Source organism: Pseudonocardia kongjuensis (assembly GCF_039526905.1).
Taxonomy (GTDB): Bacteria; Actinomycetota; Actinomycetes; order Mycobacteriales; family Pseudonocardiaceae; genus Pseudonocardia; species Pseudonocardia kongjuensis.
The window spans coordinates 83,345-106,091 of record NZ_BAAAJK010000001.1; the positions used below are offsets into that span (position 1 = coordinate 83,345).

Annotated in this window: 20 protein-coding genes; 11 read left to right on the top strand and 9 right to left on the bottom strand. The window is 72.5% G+C overall.

Features of this window, described 5'->3' with window-relative positions:
* Positions 1-54: 54 nt before the first annotated feature.
* The 4 genes from metH (at position 55) to hisG (ending at position 5,851) form a co-directional block, all read left to right on the top strand.
* The gene (metH, locus tag ABD160_RS00380) at positions 55-3,690 is read left to right on the top strand and encodes a methionine synthase (RefSeq protein ID WP_344017466.1); all 3,636 of its coding nucleotides are present in this window, start codon (positions 55-57) and stop codon (positions 3,688-3,690) included.
* Between the two features lie 4 nt (positions 3,691-3,694).
* Positions 3,695-4,384, top strand: a complete 690-nt coding sequence (locus tag ABD160_RS00385; RefSeq protein ID WP_344017467.1) for an HAD family hydrolase — start codon at positions 3,695-3,697, stop codon at positions 4,382-4,384.
* A 250-nt stretch (positions 4,385-4,634) separates the two neighbouring features.
* Entirely contained in the window at positions 4,635-4,898 is a 264-nt protein-coding gene (locus ABD160_RS00390) for a phosphoribosyl-ATP diphosphatase (RefSeq protein ID WP_179956599.1), read from the top strand.
* Positions 4,899-4,957: 59 nt separating this feature from the next.
* Positions 4,958-5,851, top strand: coding sequence for an ATP phosphoribosyltransferase (gene hisG / locus ABD160_RS00395; protein WP_344017468.1), 894 nt, complete (start codon positions 4,958-4,960; stop codon positions 5,849-5,851).
* A gap of 47 nt (positions 5,852-5,898) precedes the next feature.
* On the opposite strand, the gene ABD160_RS00400 is transcribed toward hisG, so the two are convergent.
* A complete protein-coding gene (locus ABD160_RS00400) occupies positions 5,899-6,738 on the bottom strand; it encodes a thioesterase family protein (RefSeq protein ID WP_344017469.1) in 840 nt (279 codons plus the stop codon).
* The gene (locus tag ABD160_RS00405; protein WP_344017471.1) at positions 6,735-7,715 is read right to left on the bottom strand and encodes a RecB family exonuclease; all 981 of its coding nucleotides are present in this window, start codon (positions 7,713-7,715) and stop codon (positions 6,735-6,737) included. The genes ABD160_RS00400 and ABD160_RS00405 overlap by 4 nt, the downstream gene beginning before the upstream one ends.
* 94 nt (positions 7,716-7,809) lie before the next feature.
* On the opposite strand from ABD160_RS00405, the gene ABD160_RS00410 reads away from it, so the two are divergent.
* Both ABD160_RS00410 and arc read left to right on the top strand, forming a co-directional pair.
* Complete coding sequence (locus ABD160_RS00410; protein WP_344017472.1) at positions 7,810-8,712, top strand: tRNA (adenine-N1)-methyltransferase; 903 nt, start codon at positions 7,810-7,812, stop codon at positions 8,710-8,712.
* Positions 8,713-8,950: 238 nt separating this feature from the next.
* Positions 8,951-10,771 (top strand): proteasome ATPase, encoded by a 1,821-nt coding sequence (arc, locus tag ABD160_RS00415; protein ID WP_344017473.1) that lies wholly within the window; start codon positions 8,951-8,953, stop codon positions 10,769-10,771.
* 56 nt (positions 10,772-10,827) lie between these two features.
* Here the strand turns inward: arc and ABD160_RS00420 are convergent, their stop codons facing one another.
* The 3 genes from ABD160_RS00420 to ABD160_RS00430 are packed head-to-tail and all read right to left on the bottom strand — an operon-like array spanning position 10,828 to position 13,752.
* Positions 10,828-11,130: an AtuA-related protein gene (locus ABD160_RS00420; protein WP_344017474.1), complete on the bottom strand. Its 303-nt coding sequence runs from the start codon at positions 11,128-11,130 to the stop codon at positions 10,828-10,830.
* Entirely contained in the window at positions 11,117-12,415 is a 1,299-nt protein-coding gene (locus ABD160_RS00425) for an acyclic terpene utilization AtuA family protein (protein ID WP_344017475.1), read from the bottom strand. The genes ABD160_RS00420 and ABD160_RS00425 overlap by 14 nt, the downstream gene beginning before the upstream one ends.
* Before the next feature lie 20 nt (positions 12,416-12,435).
* A complete protein-coding gene (locus ABD160_RS00430) occupies positions 12,436-13,752 on the bottom strand; it encodes a CitMHS family transporter (RefSeq protein WP_344017476.1) in 1,317 nt (438 codons plus the stop codon).
* A 107-nt stretch (positions 13,753-13,859) separates the two neighbouring features.
* Between ABD160_RS00430 and ABD160_RS00435 the strand changes: the two genes are divergently transcribed.
* Complete coding sequence (locus ABD160_RS00435; protein ID WP_344017477.1) at positions 13,860-14,828, top strand: LysR family transcriptional regulator; 969 nt, start codon at positions 13,860-13,862, stop codon at positions 14,826-14,828.
* A gap of 29 nt (positions 14,829-14,857) precedes the next feature.
* On the opposite strand, the gene ABD160_RS00440 is transcribed toward ABD160_RS00435, so the two are convergent.
* Together ABD160_RS00440 and ABD160_RS00445 are read right to left on the bottom strand one after the other, a co-directional pair.
* A complete protein-coding gene (locus tag ABD160_RS00440) occupies positions 14,858-16,669 on the bottom strand; it encodes an SLC13 family permease (RefSeq protein ID WP_344017478.1) in 1,812 nt (603 codons plus the stop codon).
* A 398-nt stretch (positions 16,670-17,067) separates the two neighbouring features.
* Positions 17,068-17,616, bottom strand: coding sequence for a YceI family protein (locus ABD160_RS00445; protein ID WP_344017480.1), 549 nt, complete (start codon positions 17,614-17,616; stop codon positions 17,068-17,070).
* Between the two features lie 108 nt (positions 17,617-17,724).
* On the opposite strand from ABD160_RS00445, the gene ABD160_RS00450 reads away from it, so the two are divergent.
* Both ABD160_RS00450 and lpdA read left to right on the top strand, forming a co-directional pair.
* A complete protein-coding gene (locus ABD160_RS00450) occupies positions 17,725-18,243 on the top strand; it encodes a MarR family winged helix-turn-helix transcriptional regulator (protein ID WP_344017481.1) in 519 nt (172 codons plus the stop codon).
* Positions 18,244-18,252: 9 nt separating this feature from the next.
* Positions 18,253-19,656 (top strand): dihydrolipoyl dehydrogenase, encoded by a 1,404-nt coding sequence (gene lpdA, locus ABD160_RS00455; protein WP_344017482.1) that lies wholly within the window; start codon positions 18,253-18,255, stop codon positions 19,654-19,656.
* 81 nt (positions 19,657-19,737) lie between these two features.
* Here the strand turns inward: lpdA and ABD160_RS00460 are convergent, their stop codons facing one another.
* Positions 19,738-19,935, bottom strand: a complete 198-nt coding sequence (locus ABD160_RS00460) for a hypothetical protein (protein ID WP_344017483.1) — start codon at positions 19,933-19,935, stop codon at positions 19,738-19,740.
* 173 nt (positions 19,936-20,108) lie between these two features.
* A complete protein-coding gene (locus ABD160_RS00465; protein WP_344017484.1) occupies positions 20,109-20,666 on the bottom strand; it encodes an NUDIX hydrolase in 558 nt (185 codons plus the stop codon).
* 122 nt (positions 20,667-20,788) lie between these two features.
* Between ABD160_RS00465 and dop the strand changes: the two genes are divergently transcribed.
* On the top strand, positions 20,789-22,297 hold the full coding sequence (dop, locus tag ABD160_RS00470) for a depupylase/deamidase Dop (RefSeq protein WP_344017992.1): 1,509 nt from the start codon (positions 20,789-20,791) through the stop codon (positions 22,295-22,297).
* 185 nt (positions 22,298-22,482) lie between these two features.
* Positions 22,483-22,680, top strand: a complete 198-nt coding sequence (locus ABD160_RS00475) for a ubiquitin-like protein Pup (RefSeq protein ID WP_085912278.1) — start codon at positions 22,483-22,485, stop codon at positions 22,678-22,680.
* Positions 22,681-22,747: the final 67 nt, after the last annotated feature.

Consider the following 22,747-nt stretch of genomic DNA (forward strand, 5'->3'; position numbering starts at 1 on the left):
TCTTCGGGCGGCGAGAACACGGCAGCTCAACCGGACCCTGAACGGGTCCAACGGGTGGAGCGGAAGACCCAACAGCTCAGGGAACTGCTGGGCCGGCGGATCGGGGTCATCGACGGCGCGTGGGGCACCGTCATCCAGGGGCTGGGGCTGTCCCCCGAGGACTACACGGCGGACTTCCTGGACGGCCACCCCAAGGACACCAACGGCGACCCGGACCTGCTGAACCTGACCCGTCCGGACGTCATCCTCGACGTGCACCGCCGGTACTTCGAGTCCGGCGCGGACCTGACCACCACCAACACCTTCACCGCGACCACGATCGGCCAGGCCGACTACGCGCTGGAGGACTACGCCGGCCGGATGAACACCGAGGCCGCGCGGCTGGCCCGGCAGGCCGCCGACGAGGCCGAGGAGGCCACCGGCGAGCCGAAGTGGGTGGCCGGGTCGATCGGGCCGCTCAACGTCACCCTGTCGCTGTCGCCGAAGGTGGAGGACCCGGCCTACCGCGCCGTCACCTACCAGCAGGTCTACGACTCCTACGCCGCGCAGATCGCCGCGCTGGACGCGGGCGGCGTGGACATCCTGCTGATCGAGACCATCTTCGACACGCTGAACTCCAAGGCGGCGCTGCAGGCCGCCCGCGACACCGCGCCGCACCTGCCGGTGTGGATCTCGGTGACGATCGTCGACCGCTCCGGCCGGACGCTGTCCGGGCAGACCGTGGACGCGTTCTGGACCTCGGTGCGGCACGCCGAGCCGCTGGTCGTCGGCCTGAACTGCGCGCTGGGTGCGGACGAGATGCGCCCGCACGCGGCGGCGCTGTCCGAGATCGCCGACACCTTCATCGCGACCTACCCGAACGCCGGGCTGCCGAACGCGTTCGGCGGCTACGACGAGACGCCGGACCAGACCGCGGCGCTGTTGCGCGAGTTCGGCGAGGCCGGCCTGGTCAACATCGTCGGCGGCTGCTGCGGCACCGGGCACGACCACATCCGGGCGATCGCCGACGCGGTCAAGGACCTGCCCCCGCGGGTCCCGGTCGAGGCGCCGACGAGCACCCGGTTCTCCGGGCTGGAGCGCTTCGAGATCGGCCCGGACACCGGCTTCGTGATGATCGGTGAGCGGACCAACGTCACCGGCTCCAAGCGGTTCCGCAGGCTGATCGAGTCCAAGGACTACAACGGCGCGCTGGACGTGGCGCTGGACATGGTCCGCGGCGGCGCGAACATGCTGGACGTCAACATGGACGCCGACCTCCTCGAGTCCGACGAGGAGATGACGACCTTCCTGAACCTGCTGGCCACCGAGCCGGAGATCGCCCGGCTGCCGATCATGATCGACAGCTCCCGGTGGGGGGTGATCGAGGCCGGTCTGCGGTGCGTGCAGGGCAAGGGCGTGGTCAACTCGATCAGCCTCAAGGAGGGCGAGGAGCCGTTCCTGGAGCAGGCCAGGATCGTCCGCTCGTTCGGCGCGGGCGTCGTGGTGATGGCGTTCGACGAGACCGGGCAGGCCGACACCGCCGACCGCAAGGTCGAGATCTGCGGGCGTGCCTACGACCTGCTGGTCGAGCAGGCCGGGTTCCCGCCCGAGGACATCATCTTCGACCCGAACATCCTCGCCGTCGCCACCGGCATGGAGGAGCACAACGACTACGCGCGCAACTTCATCGAGGCGCTGCCGCGGATCAAGGAGCGCTGCCCGGGGGCGCACATCTCCGGCGGCGTGTCGAACCTGTCGTTCGCCTTCCGCGGCAACAGCGTCGTCCGCGAGGCGATGGACTCCGCGTTCCTGTTCCACGCCATCAAGGCCGGCCTGGACATGGGCATCGTCAACGCCGGCCAGCTCGCCGTCTACCAGGACATCCCGGCCGACCTGCTGGAGATGGTCGAGGACGTCCTGTTCAACCGCAGGCCGGACGCCACCGACCGGCTGGTCGAGTCGGCCGACCGGTTCAAGGGCGAGGGCACCCAGCGCAAGGTCGACCTGACCTGGCGGGAGAACGACGTCCGCGACCGCATCTCGCACGCGCTGGTGCACGGCATCGTCGACTACGTCGAGGAGGACACCGAGGAGGCCCGCGCGCAGGCCGCCCGGCCGCTCGACGTCATCGAGGGCCCGCTGATGGACGGCATGAAGATCGTCGGCGACCTGTTCGGCGACGGCAAGATGTTCCTGCCGCAGGTCGTCAAGAGCGCGCGGGTGATGAAGCGCGCGGTCGCCTACCTGGAGCCCTTCATGGAGAAGGAGAAGGAGGAGGCCAGGGCCCGCGGCGAGGTCCAGTCCGACCGCGGCAACGGCAAGGTCGTCATGGCCACGGTCAAGGGCGACGTGCACGACATCGGCAAGAACATCGTCGGCGTGGTGCTGGGCTGCAACAGCTACGAGGTGATCGACCTCGGCGTGATGGTGCCCGCCCAGACGATCCTGGACACCGCGGTGGCCGAGGGCGCCGACGTCGTCGGGCTGTCCGGGCTGATCACCCCGTCGCTGGACGAGATGGTCGGCGTGGCCGCGGAGATGGAGCGTCGCGGGCTGAAGCTGCCGCTGCTGATCGGCGGCGCGACCACCTCCAAGCAGCACACCGCGGTGAAGATCGCGCCCGCCTACGACGGCGACGTGCTGCACGTGCTCGACGCGTCCCGGGTCGTCGGCGTGGTCTCCGACCTGCTCGACGACGACCGCTCCGAGGTGCTGTCGAGGACCAACGCCGAGGACCAGGAGCGGCTGCGCGAGCAGCACGCCGGGCGCGAGCAGAAGCCGCTGCTCGGCATCGAGGAGGCCCGCGCCAACCCGGAGAAGGTCGCCTTCGACGAGCTGCCGGTGCCGGCGTTCACCGGCACCCGGGAGTGCGCCCCGTCGATCGCCGAGCTGCGCGAGCTGATCGACTGGCAGTTCCTGTTCCTGGCCTGGGAGATGAAGGGCAAGTTCCCGCAGATCCTGGACGAGCCGGTCGCCCGGGAGCTCTACGACGACGCCAACGCGATGCTCGACGACATCATCGCCGAGGACCGGTTCACCGCGAAGGGCGTCTACGGCTTCTGGCCGGCGCACGCCGAGGGCGACGACGTCGTCATCCACCCGGACTCCGGTGCGGTGCGCATCCCGATGCTGCGCCAGCAGACGAAGAAGCCGCTCGGCCGGGCGAACCGCTGCCTGTCCGACTTCGTCGCGCCCGAGGGCGACCACCTGGGTGCGTTCGCGGTGTCCATCCAGGGCGCCGAGGTGATGGCGAAGGAGTTCGAGGACGCCCTCGACGACTACAAGTCGATCATGGTGAAGGCGCTCGCCGACCGGCTCGCCGAGGCGTTCGCCGAGTACGCGCACCGGCAGGCGCGGCGCGAGTGGTTCGAGCCCGACGCCGACCAGCCGGTCGAGGAGCTGCTCGCGGAGAAGTTCCGCGGCATCCGCCCCGCCTTCGGGTACCCGGCCTGCCCGGACCACACCCAGAAGCGGCCGCTGTTCGACCTGCTGGGCGCCGAGGAGCTGGGGATCGGGCTGACCGAGTCCTACGCGATGACGCCGGCGGCCGCGGTCAGCGGGATGATCTTCCAGAACCCGGGCTCCCGCTACTTCACCGTCGGGCGGGTCGGCAAGGACCAGATCACCGACTACGCGCAGCGGCTCGGCATGGACGTCGTCGAGGTCGAGAAGTGGCTCCGGCCGAACCTGGGGTACAACCCGGATGCCTGACCCGATGCCTGAGCTCAGGGGTGTCCTGCTCGACATGGACGGCACGCTGATCGACTCCGAGAAGGTGTGGGAGGTCGCGCTCAACGACCTCATGAAGCACCTCGGGGCCGATCCGCTGCCGGTCGAGGCCCGGCGGGAGTCGGTCGGCGGGTCGCTGGACTCGTCGCTGCGGATCTGCTTCCGGGAGGCCGGGCGGGACCCGGACACGGTGCCGCCCGACGAGTACCGGGAGACCGGGGAGTGGCTCTACGACCGGGCTGGTGAGCTGTTCGCGCACGGCGTGCCGTGGCGGCCGGGTGCCCGCGAGCTGCTGGTCGCGCTGCGCGCCGAGGGCATCCCGGCCGCGCTGGTCACCAACACCATCCGGGTGCTGGTGACCCGCGCGCTGGACACCCTCGGCCGGGAGCACTTCACCGCGATCGTCCCGGGCGACGAGGTGGCCGCGCCCAAGCCGGGGCCGGAGCCCTACCTGCGCGGCGCCGAGCTGCTCGGCCTCGATCCGGCGGACTGCGTCGCGGTGGAGGACTCGCCGACCGGCGCGCTCTCCGCCGAGCGGGCCGGCTGCGCGGTGCTGGTGGTGCCGTGCGAGCTGGACGTGCCGCCCGGCGAGCGGCGGGTGCAGCGCAGCACCCTCGCCGGGGTGACTCCCGCCGAGCTCGGCGCGATCCTGCGCGAGGTCCGCGCCCGGACCTGACCGGACGGGCCTCCGGTGGCCACGGCGCCGCCGGGGGTCCCGCCCGGGACGGCCGGGGTGGTGCGCCGAACCCCGCCCGGGCGGCTCGCGAGCGGTTCGGTTCCGTCGACGAACGGCCCGTCCTGCGCCGGTTGGTCACACCGGGTGAACCACCCGGCGCCGTGCGTTGCCCGCATGGCTCCGGAACCCGGGTACCCGCCGGTACCGCCGGACGCACCCTTCACACTGGTGCGGAAAGGGGTCGATGCACGTGAAGACATTCGACGAGCTGTTCGCCGAGCTGCAGACCAGAGCCCGGGAGCGGCCGTCCGGCTCGGGCACCGTCGCGGCGCTGGACGCCGGGGTGCACGCCCAGGGCAAGAAGGTGCTCGAAGAGGCGGGCGAGGTGTGGATCGCCGCCGAGTACCAGGGCGACGACGAGCTCGCCGAGGAGATCTCACAGCTCCTGTACCGGCTGCAAGTGATCATGATCCAGCGCGGGCTCACCCTCGAGGACGTCTACAAGCATCTGTAGCGCCGCGAGGGCCCGGCACCACCAGCACTTCCCGCACCGACGATTCTCAGGAGAGCGTCATGCTCCGCGTGGCACTGCCGAACAAGGGCACCCTGGCCGAGCCCGCCGCCACGATGATGCGCGAGGCCGGCTACCGCCAGCGCACCGACTCGCGTGACCTCAGCGTGGTCGACGAGGAGAACGAGATCGAGTTCTTCTACCTGCGGCCCAAGGACATCGCGACCTACGTCGGCAAGGGCGACCTGCACCTGGGCGTCACCGGGTTCGACCTGATGGAGGAGTCCGGCAGCCAGACCCAGGAGCTGCTCGCCCTGGGCTTCGGCCGCTCCCGCTTCCACTTCGCCGGCCCGGCCGACAGCGACTGGAAGCTGGAGGACCTGGACGGGCGCAAGATCGCCACGTCGTACCCGCGGCTGGTCCGCTCGTTCCTGTCCGGCAAGCGGATCGGCGCCGAGATCGTGAAGCTCGACGGCGCCGTCGAGATCTCCATCCAGCTCGGCCTGGCCGATGCGATCGCCGACGTCGTCTCGTCCGGCCGGACGCTGCGCCAGCACGGGCTGCAGGTCATCGGGGAGCCGATCGCGACGTCGCAGGCCACCCTGATCGAGCGCGAGAAGCGCCCGGACCGGGTCGAGAACAGCGAGACCACCGCCATCAAGCGGGTGTTCGCCGACCGGCTGCAGGGCGTCGTGCTCGCCCGCGAGTACCTGATGATGGACTTCGACTGCCCCGAGTCGCTGCTGCCCGACGTGGAGAAGGTCGCACCCGGGCTGCAGGCGCCGACCGTGTCCCCGCTGCGCAAGGCCGGCTGGGTCGCGGTCCGCACCATGGTCCCGGCGAAGGACACCAACCGGGTGATGGACACGCTCGCCCGGATCGGCGCCACCGCGATCCTGACCTCGGAGATCCGCAGCTGCCGCGCCATGTCGGTGAACGGGCACGGCCACGGCTGAACCGCCGGCCGGCCGGGCAGCGCCGGGCCGCCCGGCCGCCGGGCGGCTCAGCGCGCCCGGACGGTGAGCGCCTGCGCGATCCGGCCCACCTGGCCGTGCCCGTCGAACAGGGTCGCCGAGCAGGTGCCCAGCCCGTCCGGCCCGACGACGGTCGCCGCGTCGACGCCGATCCACTCACCGGCCGGGGCGCGGTGCAGGTGCACGGTCAGCTCGGTGTTGACGAACAGCCACTCGCGCACGTCCAGCGGGGCCGCGAACCCGTTCGCGCAGTCCGCGGCGACCATCAGCCGCTCCAGCGGGTCCGGCTGCTCGCCGTCGACCAGCGGCACCCGCATCCGGACCCAGCCGCGGCCCGGGCCGGGATCGCCGAGCCGGCTGCCGTCCAGCCACGACCACTCGACGGCGTCCAGGAAGCCGGGCAGCCAGCCGTCCGGCCGGTCCAGCCCGATCGAGCCGGTGTCCGGACCGGGCATCGGCTCGACGGCGCCCTGCTCGACGGCGGCGGTGTCGCCCGCCGCGAGCCGCCACGCCCTGGCGCGCAGGACGTCCCGGTCGCCGGCCCGCATCGTCGCCGACAGCAGCTCGATGGTGCGCCCGGGCCGCTCCACCTGAGCGGTCACCGTGACCGGCCCGGCGGGCACCGTGCCGAGCACCTCGACGGTGACCCGGGCGATCCGGCGGGGTGCGTCGTCGCGGGCCGGCAGCCGGCGCATGGCCCGGGTGAGCAGCGCCGACGGCGGGCCCATGTGCTGGGCGTCGGCGAACCAGGGGCCGGTGGTCGACCGCGTGGCATCGAACCCGGCGCCGGCTCCGGTCGGGTCGGTCGGGTCGGTCGGGCCGGTCGGGTCGTCGGTCCGGCGGTAGAAGGCGTCCACGACGCTGATCATGCCCCGCCGGTCGGCGCCGCCGCGTCGCCGGGCCAGCCCGGGTAGGGCGGCGGGACCCCGCCCCAGGCCGGGCAGCGTTCCCGGTGGTCGCAGGTCCGGCAGGCCGGTCCCCGGTTCGGCCGGAAGTCCCCGCCGGGTGCGGCCCGCCCGATGGCCGTCCACAGGGCGTCGAGCAGCCGGCCGAACCGGTGCAGCTCGGCCTCGTCGGGCCGGTAGGTCAGCACGGTGCGGTCGGCCAGGTACAGCATCCGCAGCTCGTCCGGCATCCGGCCGCGGGCCAGCAGCACCGCGAGCGCGTAGAACTTCAGCTGGAACAGCACGGCGCCCTCGAAGCCGTCGCCGGGCGTCGAGCCGGTCTTGTAGTCGACCACCCGCAGCGAACCGTCCGGTCCCTCGTCGAGCCGGTCGAGGATGCCGCGCAGCGGGACCGGCCCGCCGGGGCCGGTCAGCTCGGTCTCGATCCGGTTCTCGACCGCGGTGACCGGGACCGCCGCCGGATCCTCCATGGTGAAGTAGGCGTCCAGCAGCGCGGCCGCCGAGTCCAGCCAGAGCGCCTGCTCCTGCGGCCCCTCGAACAGGGTGGCCGTCTCCGGCCAGGCCGCGGCCAGCGCGTCCCAGCAGGGGCCGAGCAGCTCCCGCGCGACGCCCGGGGTGCGCTGCGCGGCGGGCCGGGCGAACAGCGCCTCCAGCACCGCGTGCACCAGCGTGCCGCGCACCTGCGCCCGGGACGGCGGCTCGGGCAGCCGGTCCACCGCGCGGAACCGGTACAGCAGCGGGCAGCGGCGGAAGTCCGCCGCGCGGGACGGCGAGAGCGCCGGCGGGCGACGGGCGGTGACCGTCGGGCCGGGGCCGGGGCCGGGACCGGAGGTGGAGGAGGCGGTGCTGCCTAGGCCCGAGGCGGTGCTGCCTTGGCCCGAGGCGGTGCTGCCCGGGCCCGCGCCGTCCGGCGGCGGGGGAGCGGGCGGCGGGACGGTCACCGGCGCAGGCTAACCCGGCCCACCGACGGTTCCGGCGGCCCGGGCCGACCCCCGGCTCCGGGGCGGCGGCCCGGCGTGGATAGCGTCGTCGCCCGTGCCCGACCCCGTTCCGACCGCCACCGCCCCCAGCACCCCCTCCGCCGGGCCCGAGTCCCAGGCCGAGTCCCAGCCCCGCCGCCGGGGCGGCCCGTTCGTCGCGGGCGACCGGGTCCAGCTCACCGACCCCAAGGGCAGGCACTACACGCTGGTGCTGGAGGAGGGCGGCGCGTACCACACGCACCGCGGCCAGATCGCGCACGACGACCTGATCGGCGCCCCCGAGGGCAGCCTGGTCCACTCCGCGGCGAACACCCCGTACCTGGCGCTGCGGCCGCGACTGGCCGACTACGTGCTGTCGATGCCGCGCGGCGCCCAGGTGATCTACCCGAAGGACTCCGCGCAGATCCTGATGTGGGGTGACGTGTTCCCCGGCGCGCGGGTGCTGGAGGCCGGCGCCGGGTCCGGCGCGCTCACCTGCTCGCTGCTGCAGGCGGTCGGCCCGACCGGGCGGGTGATCTCCTACGAGGTGCGCGACGACCACGCGCCGCACGCCGTGCAGAACGTCGAGACGTTCTTCGGGCACCGCCCGCCGCACTGGGACCTCACGGTGGGTGACATCCGTGAGCACCGGGGCGAGGTGGACCGCGTCGTGCTGGACATGCTCTCGCCGTGGGAGGTGCTCGACACGGTCCGCGACAGCCTCGTCCCCGGCGGCATCCTGGTCGGCTACGTGGCGACCACCACGCAGCTGTCCGTGCTGACGGAACGCTTGCGCGACATGCAGTGCTGGACCGAGCCGGAGGCGTGGGAGGCGATGGTCCGGCCGTGGCACGTGGTCGGTCTGGCGGTCCGCCCGGAGCACCGGATGATCGCCCACACCGCGTTCCTGGTGACCTCGCGCCGGCTCGCGGACGGTGTCACACCGCCCCGTCAGCAGCGCCGTCCGACGGGTCGCTGACACCTCCTTCCGGGGCAGCCGGTTAGCCCGTCAGGGGGTACCGCTCCGATGCGGCACGCCCGGCGTGGAACAAGAACTTCACAAAGTCCCATCCGTGTGGACGTGGCGGTGACGGGCGGGAAGCCGCAGAGTGACGTCATGGTGCCGACCGGCTGAGGCCCGGATCACCGGTTCGACGCACCGCCGCGGTACCCCCGCCCGGGTACCGTGGTTGAACGGAACACGGAGGGAGGCTGCCGTGAACCACCCCTACGACGACGGTCCCGGCAGGCATGATTTCCACGCTGGCCGCGACCTCGGCCCGGCCGAGGCCGCCGAGCAGATCCGTCATCTCGAGAACGAGATCGCGACGCTGCGCCAGCGGCTGAGCGAGACCCCCCGGCACGCCCGAGTGCTGGAACAGCGCCTTGCCGAGACCACGAGCAGGCTCTCCGCACTGAACGCACGCAACGAGAAGCTCACCGAGACCCTCAAGGAGGCCCGGGGGCAACTCGTGGCGCTCCGCGAGGAGGTCGACCGGCTGGCCCAGCCACCGTCCGGCTACGGCGTCTTCCTGGCCCGCTACGACGACGACACGGTGGACGTGTTCACCTCCGGTCGCCGGATGCGGGTCCCGGTCTCGCCTGCGGTCGAGGCGAGCGAGCTGCGCAGCGGCCAGTCGCTGCGGCTGAACGAGGCGCTCACGGTGGTCGAGGCGATGGGCTTCGAGCAGGTCGGTGACCTGTACTCGTTGCGCGAGATCGTCTCGAAGCCCGGTGCCGACGGTTCGGCGGGCCGCGGCCTGGTGATCGGCCACTCCGACGAGGAGCGGGTGGTGTGGCTCGCCGCGCCGCTGTTCGACCTCGGCCAGGAGGAGGGCACCAGCCCGCTCAAGGCCGGGGACCACCTCATGGTCGACTCGCGGGCGGGCTACGCCTACGAGCGGGTCGCCAAGGCCGAGGTCGAGGACCTCGTGCTGGAGGAGGTCCCGGACATCTCCTACTCCGACATCGGTGGCCTGTCCCGGCAGATCGAGCAGATCCAGGACGCGGTCGAGCTGCCGTTCCTGCACACCGAGCTGTTCACCGAGTACGAGCTGCGCCCGCCGAAGGGCGTGCTGCTCTACGGCCCGCCCGGCTGCGGGAAGACGCTGATCGCGAAGGCGGTCGCCAACTCGCTGGCGAAGAAGATCGCCAAGCAGCGCGGCGACAACCCGGACGAGGGGCGTGCGTTCTTCCTCAACATCAAGGGCCCGGAGCTGCTCAACAAGTTCGTCGGCGAGACCGAGCGGCACATCCGGCTGATCTTCCAGCGGGCCCGGGAGAAGGCCAGTGCCGGCACCCCGGTGATCGTGTTCTTCGACGAGATGGACTCGATCTTCCGGACCCGCGGCTCGGGTGTGTCCTCCGACGTCGAGACGACCATCGTCCCCCAGCTCCTCGCCGAGATCGACGGCGTCGAGGGCCTGGAGAACGTGATCGTGATCGGCGCGTCGAACCGGGAGGACATGATCGACCCGGCGATCCTGCGGCCGGGCCGGCTCGACGTGAAGATCAAGATCGAGCGTCCGGACGCCGAGGGCGCGAAGGACATCTTCTCCAAGTACCTCACCGAGACGCTGCCCATCCACGCCGACGACGTCGCCGAGTTCGGCGGCAGCCGCAAGGCCTGCGTGGACGGGATGATCCAGCGGATCACCGAGCGGATGTACGACGAGTCCGAGGAGAACCGGTTCCTGGAGGTCACCTACGCCAACGGTGACAAGGAGACCCTCTACTTCAAGGACTTCAACTCCGGCGCGATGATCCAGAACATCGTCGACCGGGCGAAGAAGTCCGCGATCAAGTCGGTGCTCGAGTCCGGCCAGCCGGGCCTGCGGGTCCAGCACCTGCTGGACGCGATCGTCGACGAGTTCGCCGAGAACGAGGACCTCCCGAACACCACCAACCCGGACGACTGGGCCCGGATCTCGGGCAAGAAGGGCGAGCGGATCGTCTACATCCGCACCCTGGTCACCGGCAAGAACGAGGCCACCGGCCGCGCGATCGACACCGCGTCGAACACCGGCCAGTACCTGTAGCACCCCGCTCCATCCGACGGGCCCCGCCGCACTCCGCGGCGGGGCCCGTCGGCGCGTCAGGGCAGCTCGAGGGCCAGCAGCCGGGAGCCGAGCGACTTGCCGTGGGTGTCGAGCTCGGTCGAGACGGTCACCCCGCCGCCGCGGATCCCGGTGCAGACGAACTGCAGGCAGGCGACGAGCGGGAGCTCGTGCCGGGTCACCGCGCCGCCGACCCAGGGATCGAGGAAGGCGCGCACCCGCTCCGCGGTGAGCTCCGCGACCAGCAGCGGATAGTCGGCGTCGTCGCGGGGGACGACGGTCAGCGTCGCGACGGTGCCCTTGTCCCCGGCCCGGCACCGGGCGATCTCATGCAGCCGCACGTCGGCCCTCCAGCAGCGTCACCCGCGGCTCGACCACCGAGCGCGGGACCAGCGTCGACAGCACGCCGACGACCTCGTCGACCCGGGAGCGGAAGCCACCGCCACCGGCCGGTCCGTTCGTGTAGAGCGACTCGACCTCGTGCGCGAGCGTGTCCAGCACGTCCCGGTCCGCGCCCAGCGCCGCGAGCCGCAGCCGGCAGTCGTCGCCGCCGCCGCGGACCTCGATCCGCGGGGCGGCGCCGAGCCCGCGGACCCGTTCGCCGACGATGTCGGCGGCCGCCCCGGCCCGGGCCGCGGCGTTCGGCCCGACGTAGGAGATCTCGGCCTCCACCCGGTGCCCGGCCCGGTAACCGACGCTGACCTTCAGCTCGTCCGGCCGCTCCCGGCCGGCGGCGCCGTCGACCCGGACCCGGTCCGGGCCCTCGTCGGTGACCCGGACCCCGCGCAGGTCCAGCACGACGTCCGGGGTCCGGTAGGCGGTCGGGTCGGTGACCTCGTAGAGCAACTGCTGGCGGACGGTGTGCCGGTCCAGCCGGCCACCGGAGCCCGCCGGCTTGCCGAACACCGCGCTGCCGTCGGCCCGCACCTGGGCCCACGGGAAGCCGAGGTGGGCGGGCCGCTCGACGTCCGAGTGACCGGGATCGGCGAAGTAGCCGCCGGTCAGCTGGCCGGCGCACTCCAGCAGGTGCCCGACCAGGGTCCCCGCGGCGGCCGCCGGGACGTCGCCGGGCCGCCAGCCGAGACGGTGCGCGAGCGGGGCCAGGAACAGCGACGGATCGGCCACCCGCCCGGTCACGACGACCGCGGCCGCGGTGTCCAGCGCGGGCAGCAGCGCGTCCGCCCCGAGGTAGGCGTTCGCCGACACGAGCTCGCCGTGTGCGGCGAGCGGCCTGCCGTCCTCCAGGGCCGGGGAGTCCGGGTCGATCCGGTCCAGGACGTCGTCGCCGGTGACGACCGCGACCGGGGCGGTGGAGCCGAGGCGGTCGAGCAGCGAGCGCACCACCCGCCCGGCGGCCGGCGGGTTCGCGGCACCCATGTTGGTCAGCACCCGCACCCCCCTGGACAGGGTCTCGGGCAGCAACGGCGCCAGCCGCCGCTCCAGGCGCGGGTCGTAGCCGGCGGCGGGATCGGCCAGCCTGCGCTGCTGGCCGAGCGCGATGGTGCGCTCGGCCAGGCACTCCAGCACCAGGTCCTGCAGCTCGCCGGTGCGGGCCAGCTCGACGGCCGGGTCGATCCGGTCACCGGCGAACCCGGCGCCGCAGCCGATCCGGGTGGTGGTGGCCATGCGGGGTCCTCTCGGTCGCGTCACAGGGAGATCGCGCCGGTCGCGAGCGCGACCGCGGTCATGACGAGCGTGGTCCCGAACGCCCAGCCGAAGATGAACCGCTGGTGCCGGCCGAGCTCCACCCCGGCCATGCCGACCAGGATGAACGTCGACGCGGTCAGCGGGCTGAGCGGGAAGCCCGTGGTCATCTGGCCGAGGATCGCCGCCCGGGCGATCTCCGCCGGATCCCCGCCGAGCGCCGCGGAGGTCTCCGCGAGCACCGGCAGGACGCCGAAGTAGTAGGCGTCCGGGGTGAAGACCAGGCTCAGCGGCATCGAGCTGACCGCGACCGCGACCGGCAGCATCCCGCCCGCGCTGTCGGGCAGCAGCCCGACCAGCGCCTGCGCCATCGCCGAGATCATCCCGGAGCCGCCCAGCACGCCGGTGAACACGCCCGCGGCGAAGATCATCGAGGTGACCAGCACGACATTGTGGCCGTGCTTCTCGAACAGCGCCCGCTGCCCGTCCCAGGTCGGCCGGTTGACCAGCACCGCGAGCACGAACGCGCACAGGAAGACCACCGGCAGGTCGGCCAGCTGGAACAGCAGGACGACGATCAGCGCGGACGTCAGCACGACGTTGGTCGCGAACCGGATCCGCTCGATCCGGCTCCGGGGTGCGGCGGGGGCGGTGGCGGCGCCCGGTGCGTCGGCGATCTCCGGGGTGGGCAGGTCGAGCACCGCGCCGCCGAGCCTGCGCCGTTCGGACCGCCCGATCAGGAACGCCGCGAACAGCACCCAGCAGATCCCGGCCGCCATCGCCGGGAGGACCGGGATGAACACGACGTCGGCGCCCAGGCCGAGCGCGGCCATCGCCCGGGCGGTGGGGCCGCCCCACGGGATCATGTTCATCACGCCCGCACCCAGGCAGACGATGCCGGCGAGCACGATCCGCCGCATCCCGAGCCGCTTGTAGATCGGCAGCAGCGCGCTGATCATGATCAGGAAGGTGGAGGCCCCGTCGCCGTCGAGCGCGACCAGCAGGGTCAGCACCGCGGTGCCCACACAGATCTTGAGCGGGTCGCCGCCGGCCCAGCGGACCACCCGCCGGACGGCCGGGTCGAACAGGCCGGCGTCGACCATCAGGGAGAAGTACAGGACCGCGAACGTGATCATGATCGCGACCGGGGCGACGGTCTCCAGCCCGTCGGCGACGAACTCGCCGATCCGGCCGGCCGAGCCGGTGGCCACGGCGGCGAGCACCGGGATGACGGTCAGGGCGAGCAGCACCGACACCCGTCCGGACAGGACCGCGGCGAGGAACACGGCGATGGTGAGGAACCCGGTCGCGGCGAGCATCGTCGACCTCCGCATCGATGAGGAGTGGTGGGGGAGTCGCATCACCTTCACGACCAGGACCTATTCCGGTCAAAGACCGATTCCGGATACATTCATGACGTGAGCGCATGGATCTGACGTTGCAGCAGCTCCGGGCCGTCGTGGCGGTGCACGACGCCGCGGGGTTCACCGCCGCGGCCGCCCGGCTGCACGTGGCGCAGCCGTCACTGAGCCGGACCGTGGCCGACGTCGAGCGCCGGCTGGGCACGGTGCTGTTCGAGCGGACCACCCGCCGGCTGGAGCCCACCCCGGCCGGGCGGGCGGTGGTCGACGCGGCCCGCCGGGCGCTGCACGCCGTGCAGACCGAGCTGCGGCACGTCGAGGGCTTCCTGGACGGCCGGGCCGGGACGGTCCGCATCGCCACCCTGCCGTCGCTGGCCGCGATCCTGCTGCCCGGGGTGCTCTCGGCGTTCCGCCGGGACCGGCCCGAGGTGCGCCCCGAGCTGTCCGACGCGCTGGCCGACGACGTGCTGGACCAGGTCCGCAGCGGCCGGGCCGATCTGGCCGTCACGGTCGCCCCGGACGGCGCCGGCCCGAGCGGCCTGGCCGTCGCCCCGGTCGCGTCGGACCGGTTCTGCGCACTGCTGCCGCCGGAGCACCCGCTCGCCTCCCGCACCGGGTTGCGCTGGGCGGACCTGAGCGGCGAGCCGTTCGTCGACTTCGATCCGACGACCAGCATCCGCCAGCACGTCGACCGGGCCGTCGCCGATGCCGGGGCGCTGCCGGACCGCCGGCTCGTGGCCCGCAACATCGCCGCGGTGGCCGGGCTGGTCGCGGCCGGTCTGGGGGTGACCGCGGTGCCCGGGCTGGTCGTCCCGCTGACCGGGTTCGCCGGGCTGGTCGCGGTGCCGCTGGAGGAACCGGTGGTGCAGCGGCGGATCGTGCTCGTGGTGCCGCGGGACCGCGGCCCGTCCCCGGCGGCGGAGGCGTTCGCCCGGGTGCTGCTGGGGGCCGGCCGGGAGCGCCCGGCGCTGCCCGCGCACGCGGCCTGGGAGGTGTCCGATCCGTTCAGACCGGCTCAGCCCGGCCTGAGCTGACCTGAGCTGAGCTGAGTTGATCTGCGCGGCTAGAACTCCAGACCGAGCGCCCACCCGCCGAGCAGGTAGACGGTCGAGGAGATGACCACGATCCCGACCACGTTGACGGCCAGCCCGCCGCGGGCCATCTGCCCGATCGTCACCACGCCGGAGCTGAACACGATCGCGTTCGGCGGGGTGCCGACCGGCAGCATGAAGGTGCAGGTGGTGGCGAGCGCGGCGGGCACCAGCAGGGTCAGCGGATCGGCGCCGATGCCGAGCGCCGCGGCGCCGAGCACCGGGATGATGGTGGCCGCGGTGGCGGTGTTGCTGGTCAGCTCGGTCAGCGCCAGCACCAGGATCACGACGGCGATCATCAGCGCCACCGTCGGCAGCGCGCCGAGCGCCTCGACGCTGCTGCCGATGTAGTTGTCCAGCCCGCTCGACGAGATCCCGCCGGCCAGGCTGAGCCCGCCGCCGAACAGCAGCAGCACGCCCCACGGGAGCCCCTTCTGGGCGTCGTCCCAGTTCAGCAGCATCCGGTGCGGGGGAGTGCGGTCCGGTGCGTCCTGCTCGTCCGGCGGGGTGGTCGACGCCGGGAGCAGGAACAGCGCGATCCCGGCGGCGACGGCGATCGTGGAGTCGCTGATCCCGCCGAGCCAGGGCAGCGCGGCGTCGACCGCGTCGATCTCGGTGACCAGGCCGGGGACGATCCACATCGTGGCGGCGCCGGCGAACACCGCCAGCACCCGCTTCTCCGCGGTGCTGACCGGGCCCATCCCGCGCAGCTGCTCGGCGATCATCTCCCGGCCGCCGGGGACCTCGGTGAGCGTGGTGCGGAACAGCACCCGGGTGATCAGCAGCCAGGTCAGCAGGATGAACACCGCCGACAGCGGCACCCCGAGCATCATCCAGTCCAGGAAGGTGATCGTGATGCCGAGCTCGTCGGACAGGTAGGCGGCGAGCATCGCGTTGGGCACCGTCGCGACCAGCGACCCCAGACCACCGATCGACGACGACCACGCGACGGCGAGCATCAGCCCGATCCCGAACGTGCGGACGCCGGGATCGCGGATGGTGTCCGACAGCGGCGTGCCCGCGGCCGGCCGCTCGCCGCTGCACCGCTCGGCCACCAGCGCCAGCACCGACAGCGCGATCGGCAGCATCATCAGCGCGACGGCGGTGTTCGACACCCACAGCGCGAGGAAGCCGCAGGCGATCATCATCCCGAGCACGATCCGGTTCGGTGTGGTGCCGACCGTGCGCAGGGTGAGCAGGGCGATCCGCCGGTGCAGGTGCCACTTCTGCATCGCGATGGCGATCAGGAAGCCGCCGAGGAACAGGAACACGATCGGATCGGCGTAGCGCTCCGTCGCCTCGCGGACCGTGCCGACGCCGAGCAGCGGGAAGGCGACGATCGGGATCAGCGCGGTCGCCGGGAGCGGGATCGCCTCGGTGATCCACCAGGTGGCCATGAGCACACCGACGGCGGCGACGTTGCGGGCGTCCGGTTCGAGCGTGTCGGACAGCCCGAGCAGCAGCCAGGCCAGCGCGGCCAGGCCCACGCCGAGCCCGCGGTAGGCCCAGGCGGTCCGGGCGCTGCGGCCGGTGCTGCCCGGGTCCGGGCCGCTCCCACCGCCGCTGCCGCTCCCACCGCCGCTGCCGCTCCCACCCCCACCGCCGCTGCCGCTGCTGCCGGCGCCGTCGGGGCTGCCGGTGCTGTCGGGGCCGCCGGGGCTCTCGGGGCTGCCGGGGCCACTGCCCTCGGTGCGAACGCGGCCGTCGCTCCCGCCGTCGCCGCTGCTGCTCTCGCCGCTGCTGCTGCTGCTGCTGCTGTCGCTGTGGCTGCCGGCCGTGGCCATGGACGTCCTTCTCGGTCGACTCCGGGGTGTCGCCGCGGCTCGCGCGGCCGGACCCGGGGACGGTCGCGGCCTCGACGGCGGCGTGCGGCGCCGGAACCTACCCGATAAGCGACGTTTATTCAGAGTCGCACTGATTGTCCGGTTCAACGGTGTGGCCGGCGGTCAGCCCGCCGGGGGCAGCGGCTCCGCCCCGCATCCCGGCCCGTCCACCGGCAGTCCGCCGAGGGCTACCGGAACGTCGCCGGGACCGGCCTCGACGGCCCTCAGGTACCGCTCGAGCGATCCGGCGGTGGGGTGGGGGAGGAGGAACTCCCGGTATCCCACGGCCGCCGAGCCTACGACGCACCGGAGCCCCGGTCCGCGTGGCGCGGACCGGGGCTCCCGGGGTGCGGTGGGACTCAGGCGGCCCGCAGGACGGCCTGGATCTCCAGCTCGACGGTGACCTTCTCGCTCACGACGACGCCGCCGCCGTCCATCGGCATCGCGATGTCGACGCCGAAGTCCGACCGGTTGATCGTGGTGGTGGCGGTGAAGCCGGCGCGGGTGCCGCCGTAGGCGTCCGGCCCGAAGCCGTTCACCTCGAGCGCCAGCTCGACCGGCTTGGTGACGCCCTTGATGGTGAGGTCGCCGTTGACGACGAGATCGTCGCCCTTGGCCACCACGCCGGTGGACGTGAAGGTCCAGGTCGGGTACTTCTCCACCTCGAAGAAGTCGGCCGACTTGATGTGGCCGTCCCGCTGCTCGTTGCCGGTGCTCAGGGAGGTCGCGTCGATGGTCGCGGTGACCGTGGAGTCCTCGATCGACTCGCCGGTGACGATCTCGCCGGTCAGCTGCTCGAAGCGGCCGCGGACCTTGCTGACCATCATGTGCCGGACGACGAACGACACGTCGCTGTGCACCGGGTCGATGTCCCACGTGCCTGCGACGTAGTTGGGGATGCTGGTCATGGGGAACGCCTCCGATGTGGTGGTGCTGCGAAACTTAGTTGAACTCTCACTTGTTGAGAGCGATACTAGGACCAACAAGATGAGCGCTCAACAATTCCGGAGGGTGACGTGGAGCACACGCGCTGGCTCGACGACGACGAGCAGCGGACCTGGCGGTCGTTCCTGGCCGCACAGCGTCTGGTGCTGGACCGCGTCGAACGTCGCCTGCAGTCGAACGCGGGGATGCCGCAGGCGTACTACGAGATCCTGGTGCGGCTCTCCGAGGCGCCCGGACGGACCCTGCGGATGAGCGTGCTCGCCGAGTCGGCGTGGTCCTCGCGCAGCCGGCTGTCGCACGCGGTGGCCCGGATGGAGGAGGCCGGCTGGGTGGTCCGCCGGTCCTGTCCCACCGACCGCCGCGGCCAGCTCGCCGAGCTGACCGACGAGGGGTTCGAGGTGCTCCGCAACGCGGCGCCCGATCACGTGGAGAGCGTGCGGGAGGCCGTCTTCGACGGGCTCACCGCGGCGCAGCAGGCCGGGCTCCGGGAGGCCTGCGAGACCCTCGTCGAGTACCTGTCCGGAACCGGGCAGTGGCCGGTGACCCGTGACGCAGGACCGGACGGCCCCGGCTCGGCCCGGGCGTCCTAGGCTGGGCGCATGCCTCATTTCGACGTCGTCGTGCTCGGAGCCGGACCCGGTGGATACGTGGCGGCCATTCGTGCCGCCCAGCTCGGCCGCAGTGTGGCGGTGATCGAGGAGAAGTACTGGGGCGGCGTCTGCCTGAACGTCGGCTGCATCCCGTCCAAGGCGCTGCTGCGCAACGCCGAGATCGCGCACATCGTCACCAAGGAGCAGAAGACCTTCGGGCTCTCCGGCGACGTGACGCTGGACTTCGGCGCCGCCTTCGACCGCAGCCGCACCGTCGCGGACGGCCGGGTCAAGGGCGTGCACTTCCTGATGAAGAAGAACAAGATCACCGAGATCGACGGCTTCGGCCGGTTCACCGGGCCGGGCGAGATCGAGGTCGACCTCACCAAGGGCGGCTCGGAGACCGTCACCTACGACGACGTGATCATCGCCTCCGGTTCCACGGTCAAGCTGCTGCCGGGCACCGAGCTGTCCGAGCGCGTGGTGACCTACGAGGAGCAGATCCTCACCCGCGAGCTCCCGGAGAGCGTCGTCATCGCCGGCGCCGGCGCGATCGGTGTCGAGTTCGCCTACGTGCTCGCCAACTACGGCGTCGACGTCACCATCGTCGAGTACCTGGACCGGCTGCTCCCGCTGGAGGACGCCGACGTGTCCAAGGAGCTGCTCAAGCGCTACAAGAAGCTGGGCGTGACCGTCCGCACGTCGACCAAGGTGGAGTCGATCGCCGACGACGGCAAGGGCGTCACGGTCACCGTCTCCGACGCCAAGGGCACCCACGAGCTGCGCGCCGACAAGGTCGTGCAGGCCATCGGCTTCGCCCCCCGGGTGGACGGCTTCGGCCTCGACAAGCTGGGCGTGGAGCTGACCGAGCGCGGCGCGATCGCGATCGACGACCGGATGCGGACCAACGTCGAGCACGTCTACGCGATCGGCGACGTCACCGCGAAGCTGATGCTCGCGCACGTCGCCGAGGCCCAGGGCGTCGTCGCGGCGGAGACCCTGGCCGGGGCCGAGACCCAGGAGCTCGACTACAAGATGATGCCGCGGGCGACCTTCTGCTCGCCGCAGGTCGCCAGCTTCGGCTACACCCAGGCCGAGGCCGAGCAGCTGGCCGACGAGAAGGGCTGGAAGGTCAAGGTCGCCCAGTTCCCGTACACCGCGAACGGCAAGGCGCAGGGCATGGCCGAGCCGAACGGCTTCGTCAAGCTGATCTCCGACGACACCCACGGCGAGCTGCTCGGCGGGCACATCATCGGTGCCGAGGCCACCGAGCTGCTGCCCGAGCTGACGCTGGCCCAGAAGTGGGACCTGACCGTCCACGAGATGGCCCGCAACGTGCACGCCCACCCGACCCTGTCGGAGGGCCTGCAGGAGGCGATCCACGGCCTGGCCGGCCACATGATCAACCTCTGACACCGCCGTCACACGGCCGTCGGGCCCGTACCCCGCCCGGGGTGCGGGCCCGACGTGTGCGGTGCGGGGGTGCGGCCGTCGTCAGTCGGTGGGCCGGCCGGGCTCACGCCCGGCGGAGTGCTCGCGGCGCGTCGACGGGCGCTGCGCGTCGCGCTTCTTCTCCTGGCGCTCCGCGGCGAGGGCGGCCTCCACCGCGGCCTGTACGGCGGCGGTGTTCACGTCGGGATCGATCAGCCGGGCGGCGGCGAGCGAGCGGGCCGAGACCGAGATGCTGACCATGCGGGACTCCAGAGTGGTGCGTGGGGGACTGGCGGCGGGTGCCGGTGCGGACCGGGAGGCCCCACGCTGGGCCCTCCCCGTCGTGTCGTCGCGCGACCCGCCGGGTGTTAACCGATCCAGTGACCGGTGTGGGTGATCTGCGTTACCCGTCGGTAAACGGGCAGGCGGGGACATTATCCGACGGCGTCGCCGAGCCATCGGCGGGTGACCACACGGCCGTCGGGCACCCAGGGGTAGGCCGGTGAGTCGAGCCGGGAGCGCAGCTCGTCGAGCGTCCACCAGCCGCCCTCGGCGACCTCGGCGGGCTGGTGCACCACCGGACCGTCGCAGAACGCCTGGTAGGCGTGGATGTGCGCGCGCAGCCCGTGCGGGCCGGTCCCGGGGCCGGTGTCCACCCCGAGCGCCGCGGCGTCGAAGGCCAGCACGAACAGCGGCTGCAGGGCGACCCCGGTGACGCCGAGCTCCTCGGCCAGCTCCCGGGCCGCACCGGTCCCGGGATCCTCACCGGCGCCGAGCACGCCGCCCGCCCAGCTGTCCCAGCGCCCCGGCATGATCATCTTCGTGTCGGTGCGGCGGTGCACGTAGATCCGCGCGCCGTCGGTGCTGCGCAGCGCGACGGCGGTGCTGGCGTGCCACAGCGACCGGGCGTAGACCTCGCCCCGCTCGGCGACGCCGGTCGGCCTGCCGTCGGCGTCGAACACCGTCAGACGCTCGTGTGCGGGGTCGGTCACGCCCGCGATGATCGGACAGTGGCGGATGCCGCCGCGCGGCGGGGTCGCGCCGGGCCCGGTGACGGTTAGGCTCGGGTAATGCAGTCTCGCGCAGGGAGCCGGTCGTGACGGCGCGGCGGATCATGGGCACCGAGGTCGAGTACGGCATCGCGGTGCCCGGCGACCCGACCGCCAACCCGGTGGTGACCTCCACCCAGGTGGTGCTCGCCTACGCCGCGGCCGCGGACGTGCCGCGCAACCGGCGGGCCCGCTGGGACTACGAGGTCGAGTCGCCGCTGCGCGACGCCCGCGGCTTCGACCTGTCGTCGCCGTCGCTGGCGCCGCAGCTCGACACCGACCTCGACGACCTCGGCGCGGCCAACGTCATCCTGACCAACGGCGCCCGCTTCTACGTCGACCACGCGCATCCCGAGTTCTCCACCCCCGAGGTGCTGACCCCGCGCGACATCGTGATCTGGGACAAGGCCGGCGAGCGGATCATGCTGGAGGCCGCGAACCGGGCGGCGACCGTGCCGGGCGCGCCCCGGATGCAGCTCTACAAGAACAACGTCGACGGCAAGGGCGCGAGCTACGGCTCGCACGAGAACTACCTGATGGCCCGCAGCACGACGTTCCCGTCGATCGTCACCGGGCTCACCCCGTTCTTCGTGTCCCGCCAGGTGGTCTGCGGCTCCGGCCGGGTCGGGCTGGGCCAGCAGGGCGACGATCCGGGCTACCAGCTGGCGCAGCGCGCTGACTACATCGAGGTCGAGGTCGGCCTGGAGACCACCCTCAAGCGCGGCATCATCAACACCCGCGACGAGCCGCACGCCGACGCCGACAAGTACCGCAGGCTGCACGTCATCATCGGCGACGCGAACCTCTCCGAGGTCGCCACCCTGCTCAAGGTCGGCACCACGGCACTGGTGCTGGACATGATCGAGCACGGCCGGTCGTTCGAGGACCTGCGGCTGGCCGAGCCGGTGAAGTCGGTCTCCCGGATCAGCCACGACCCCAGCCTGCGGCAGACCGTGCCGCTGGCCGACGGCCGGCAGCTGACCGGGCTGAACCTGCAGGAGGAGTACCTGACCCGGGCGGTCGCCCATCTGGAGCAGACCGTCGGGAACGACCGGGCCGGCTGGGACCCGGACACCCGCGAGGTCGTCGAGGAGTGGGAGTCGGTGCTCACCGACCTGGCCCGGGACCCGATGCTCACCGCGGACCGCCTGGACTGGACGGCGAAGCTCAAGCTGCTCGAGGCCTACCGCGAGCGGGACGGCCTGACCTGGGCGTCCGGCCGGCTCGGCATGGTGGACCTGCAGTACTCCGACGTCCGGCTGGCCAAGGGCCTGTACAACCGGCTGGTGACCCGGGGGTCGATGCGCAGGCTGGTCTCCGAGGAGCAGGTGATGGCGGCGATGACCGAGCCGCCGGAGGACACCCGCGCGTACTTCCGGGGTACCTGCATGAGCCGCTACCCGGTCGAGGTGGCCGCCGCGTCCTGGGACTCGGTGATCTTCGACCTGGGCCGCGAGTCGCTGGTGCGGATCCCGACGCTGGAGCCGCTGCGGGGCACCCGCAAGCACGTGGGGGAGCTGTTCGAGGCGGTGTCCAGCGCCGAGGAGCTGGTGGACAAGCTCACCGCCCACTGAATCGGCACTGAATCGGCACTGAATCGGCACCGGCGACCCGGCACCGCGCAACAGGCGATTTTGTCGGTGCCGATCGGTAGGGTGAGTACGTACCGGATGTGCTCCGGTGCGCTCCGGTGGTGGCCACCGGTCGCACCGGTCGGGTCCGGTGGGTCTCGAGTGACTCAGCGCGAGGAGGAGACGTCATGTCGCAGGAGCAGACGAAGCGCCAGGGCGGTGGCGACGGCGACGACGAGTCCGCCGAGGGTGCCTCCGGATCCGGGCAGGAGCGCCGCGAGAAGCTCGGCGAGGACGTGGACACCATCCTCGACGAGATCGACGACGTCCTGGAGGAGAACGCGGAGGACTTCGTCCGGTCCTACGTCCAGAAGGGCGGCGAGTGACCCGATCGCGCCGCGCCGGCTGACCGGCGTCGCGCGGGCGCCACGCCCGTTCCCGTACTACCGTCCC

Excerpts from the sequence above, each read along its gene's own strand:
- ABD160_RS00440 (WP_344017478.1), bottom strand. The coding sequence starts at position 16,669 with ATGGCCACGGCCGGCAGCCACAGCGACAGCAGCAGCAGCAGCAGCAGC.
- lpdA (WP_344017482.1), top strand. The coding sequence starts at position 18,253 with ATGCCTCATTTCGACGTCGTCGTGCTCGGAGCCGGACCCGGTGGATAC.
- ABD160_RS00445 (WP_344017480.1), bottom strand. The coding sequence starts at position 17,616 with ATGACCAGCATCCCCAACTACGTCGCAGGCACGTGGGACATCGACCCG.
- ABD160_RS00475 (WP_085912278.1), top strand. The coding sequence starts at position 22,483 with ATGTCGCAGGAGCAGACGAAGCGCCAGGGCGGTGGCGACGGCGACGAC.
- ABD160_RS00400 (WP_344017469.1), bottom strand. The coding sequence starts at position 6,738 with ATGATCAGCGTCGTGGACGCCTTCTACCGCCGGACCGACGACCCGACC.
- ABD160_RS00435 (WP_344017477.1), top strand. The coding sequence starts at position 13,860 with ATGGATCTGACGTTGCAGCAGCTCCGGGCCGTCGTGGCGGTGCACGAC.
- hisG (WP_344017468.1), top strand. The coding sequence starts at position 4,958 with ATGCTCCGCGTGGCACTGCCGAACAAGGGCACCCTGGCCGAGCCCGCC.
- ABD160_RS00460 (WP_344017483.1), bottom strand. The coding sequence starts at position 19,935 with ATGGTCAGCATCTCGGTCTCGGCCCGCTCGCTCGCCGCCGCCCGGCTG.
- ABD160_RS00430 (WP_344017476.1), bottom strand. The coding sequence starts at position 13,752 with ATGCTCGCCGCGACCGGGTTCCTCACCATCGCCGTGTTCCTCGCCGCG.
- ABD160_RS00385 (WP_344017467.1), top strand. The coding sequence starts at position 3,695 with ATGCCTGAGCTCAGGGGTGTCCTGCTCGACATGGACGGCACGCTGATC.
- ABD160_RS00425 (WP_344017475.1), bottom strand. The coding sequence starts at position 12,415 with ATGGCCACCACCACCCGGATCGGCTGCGGCGCCGGGTTCGCCGGTGAC.
- dop (WP_344017992.1), top strand. The coding sequence starts at position 20,789 with ATGGGCACCGAGGTCGAGTACGGCATCGCGGTGCCCGGCGACCCGACC.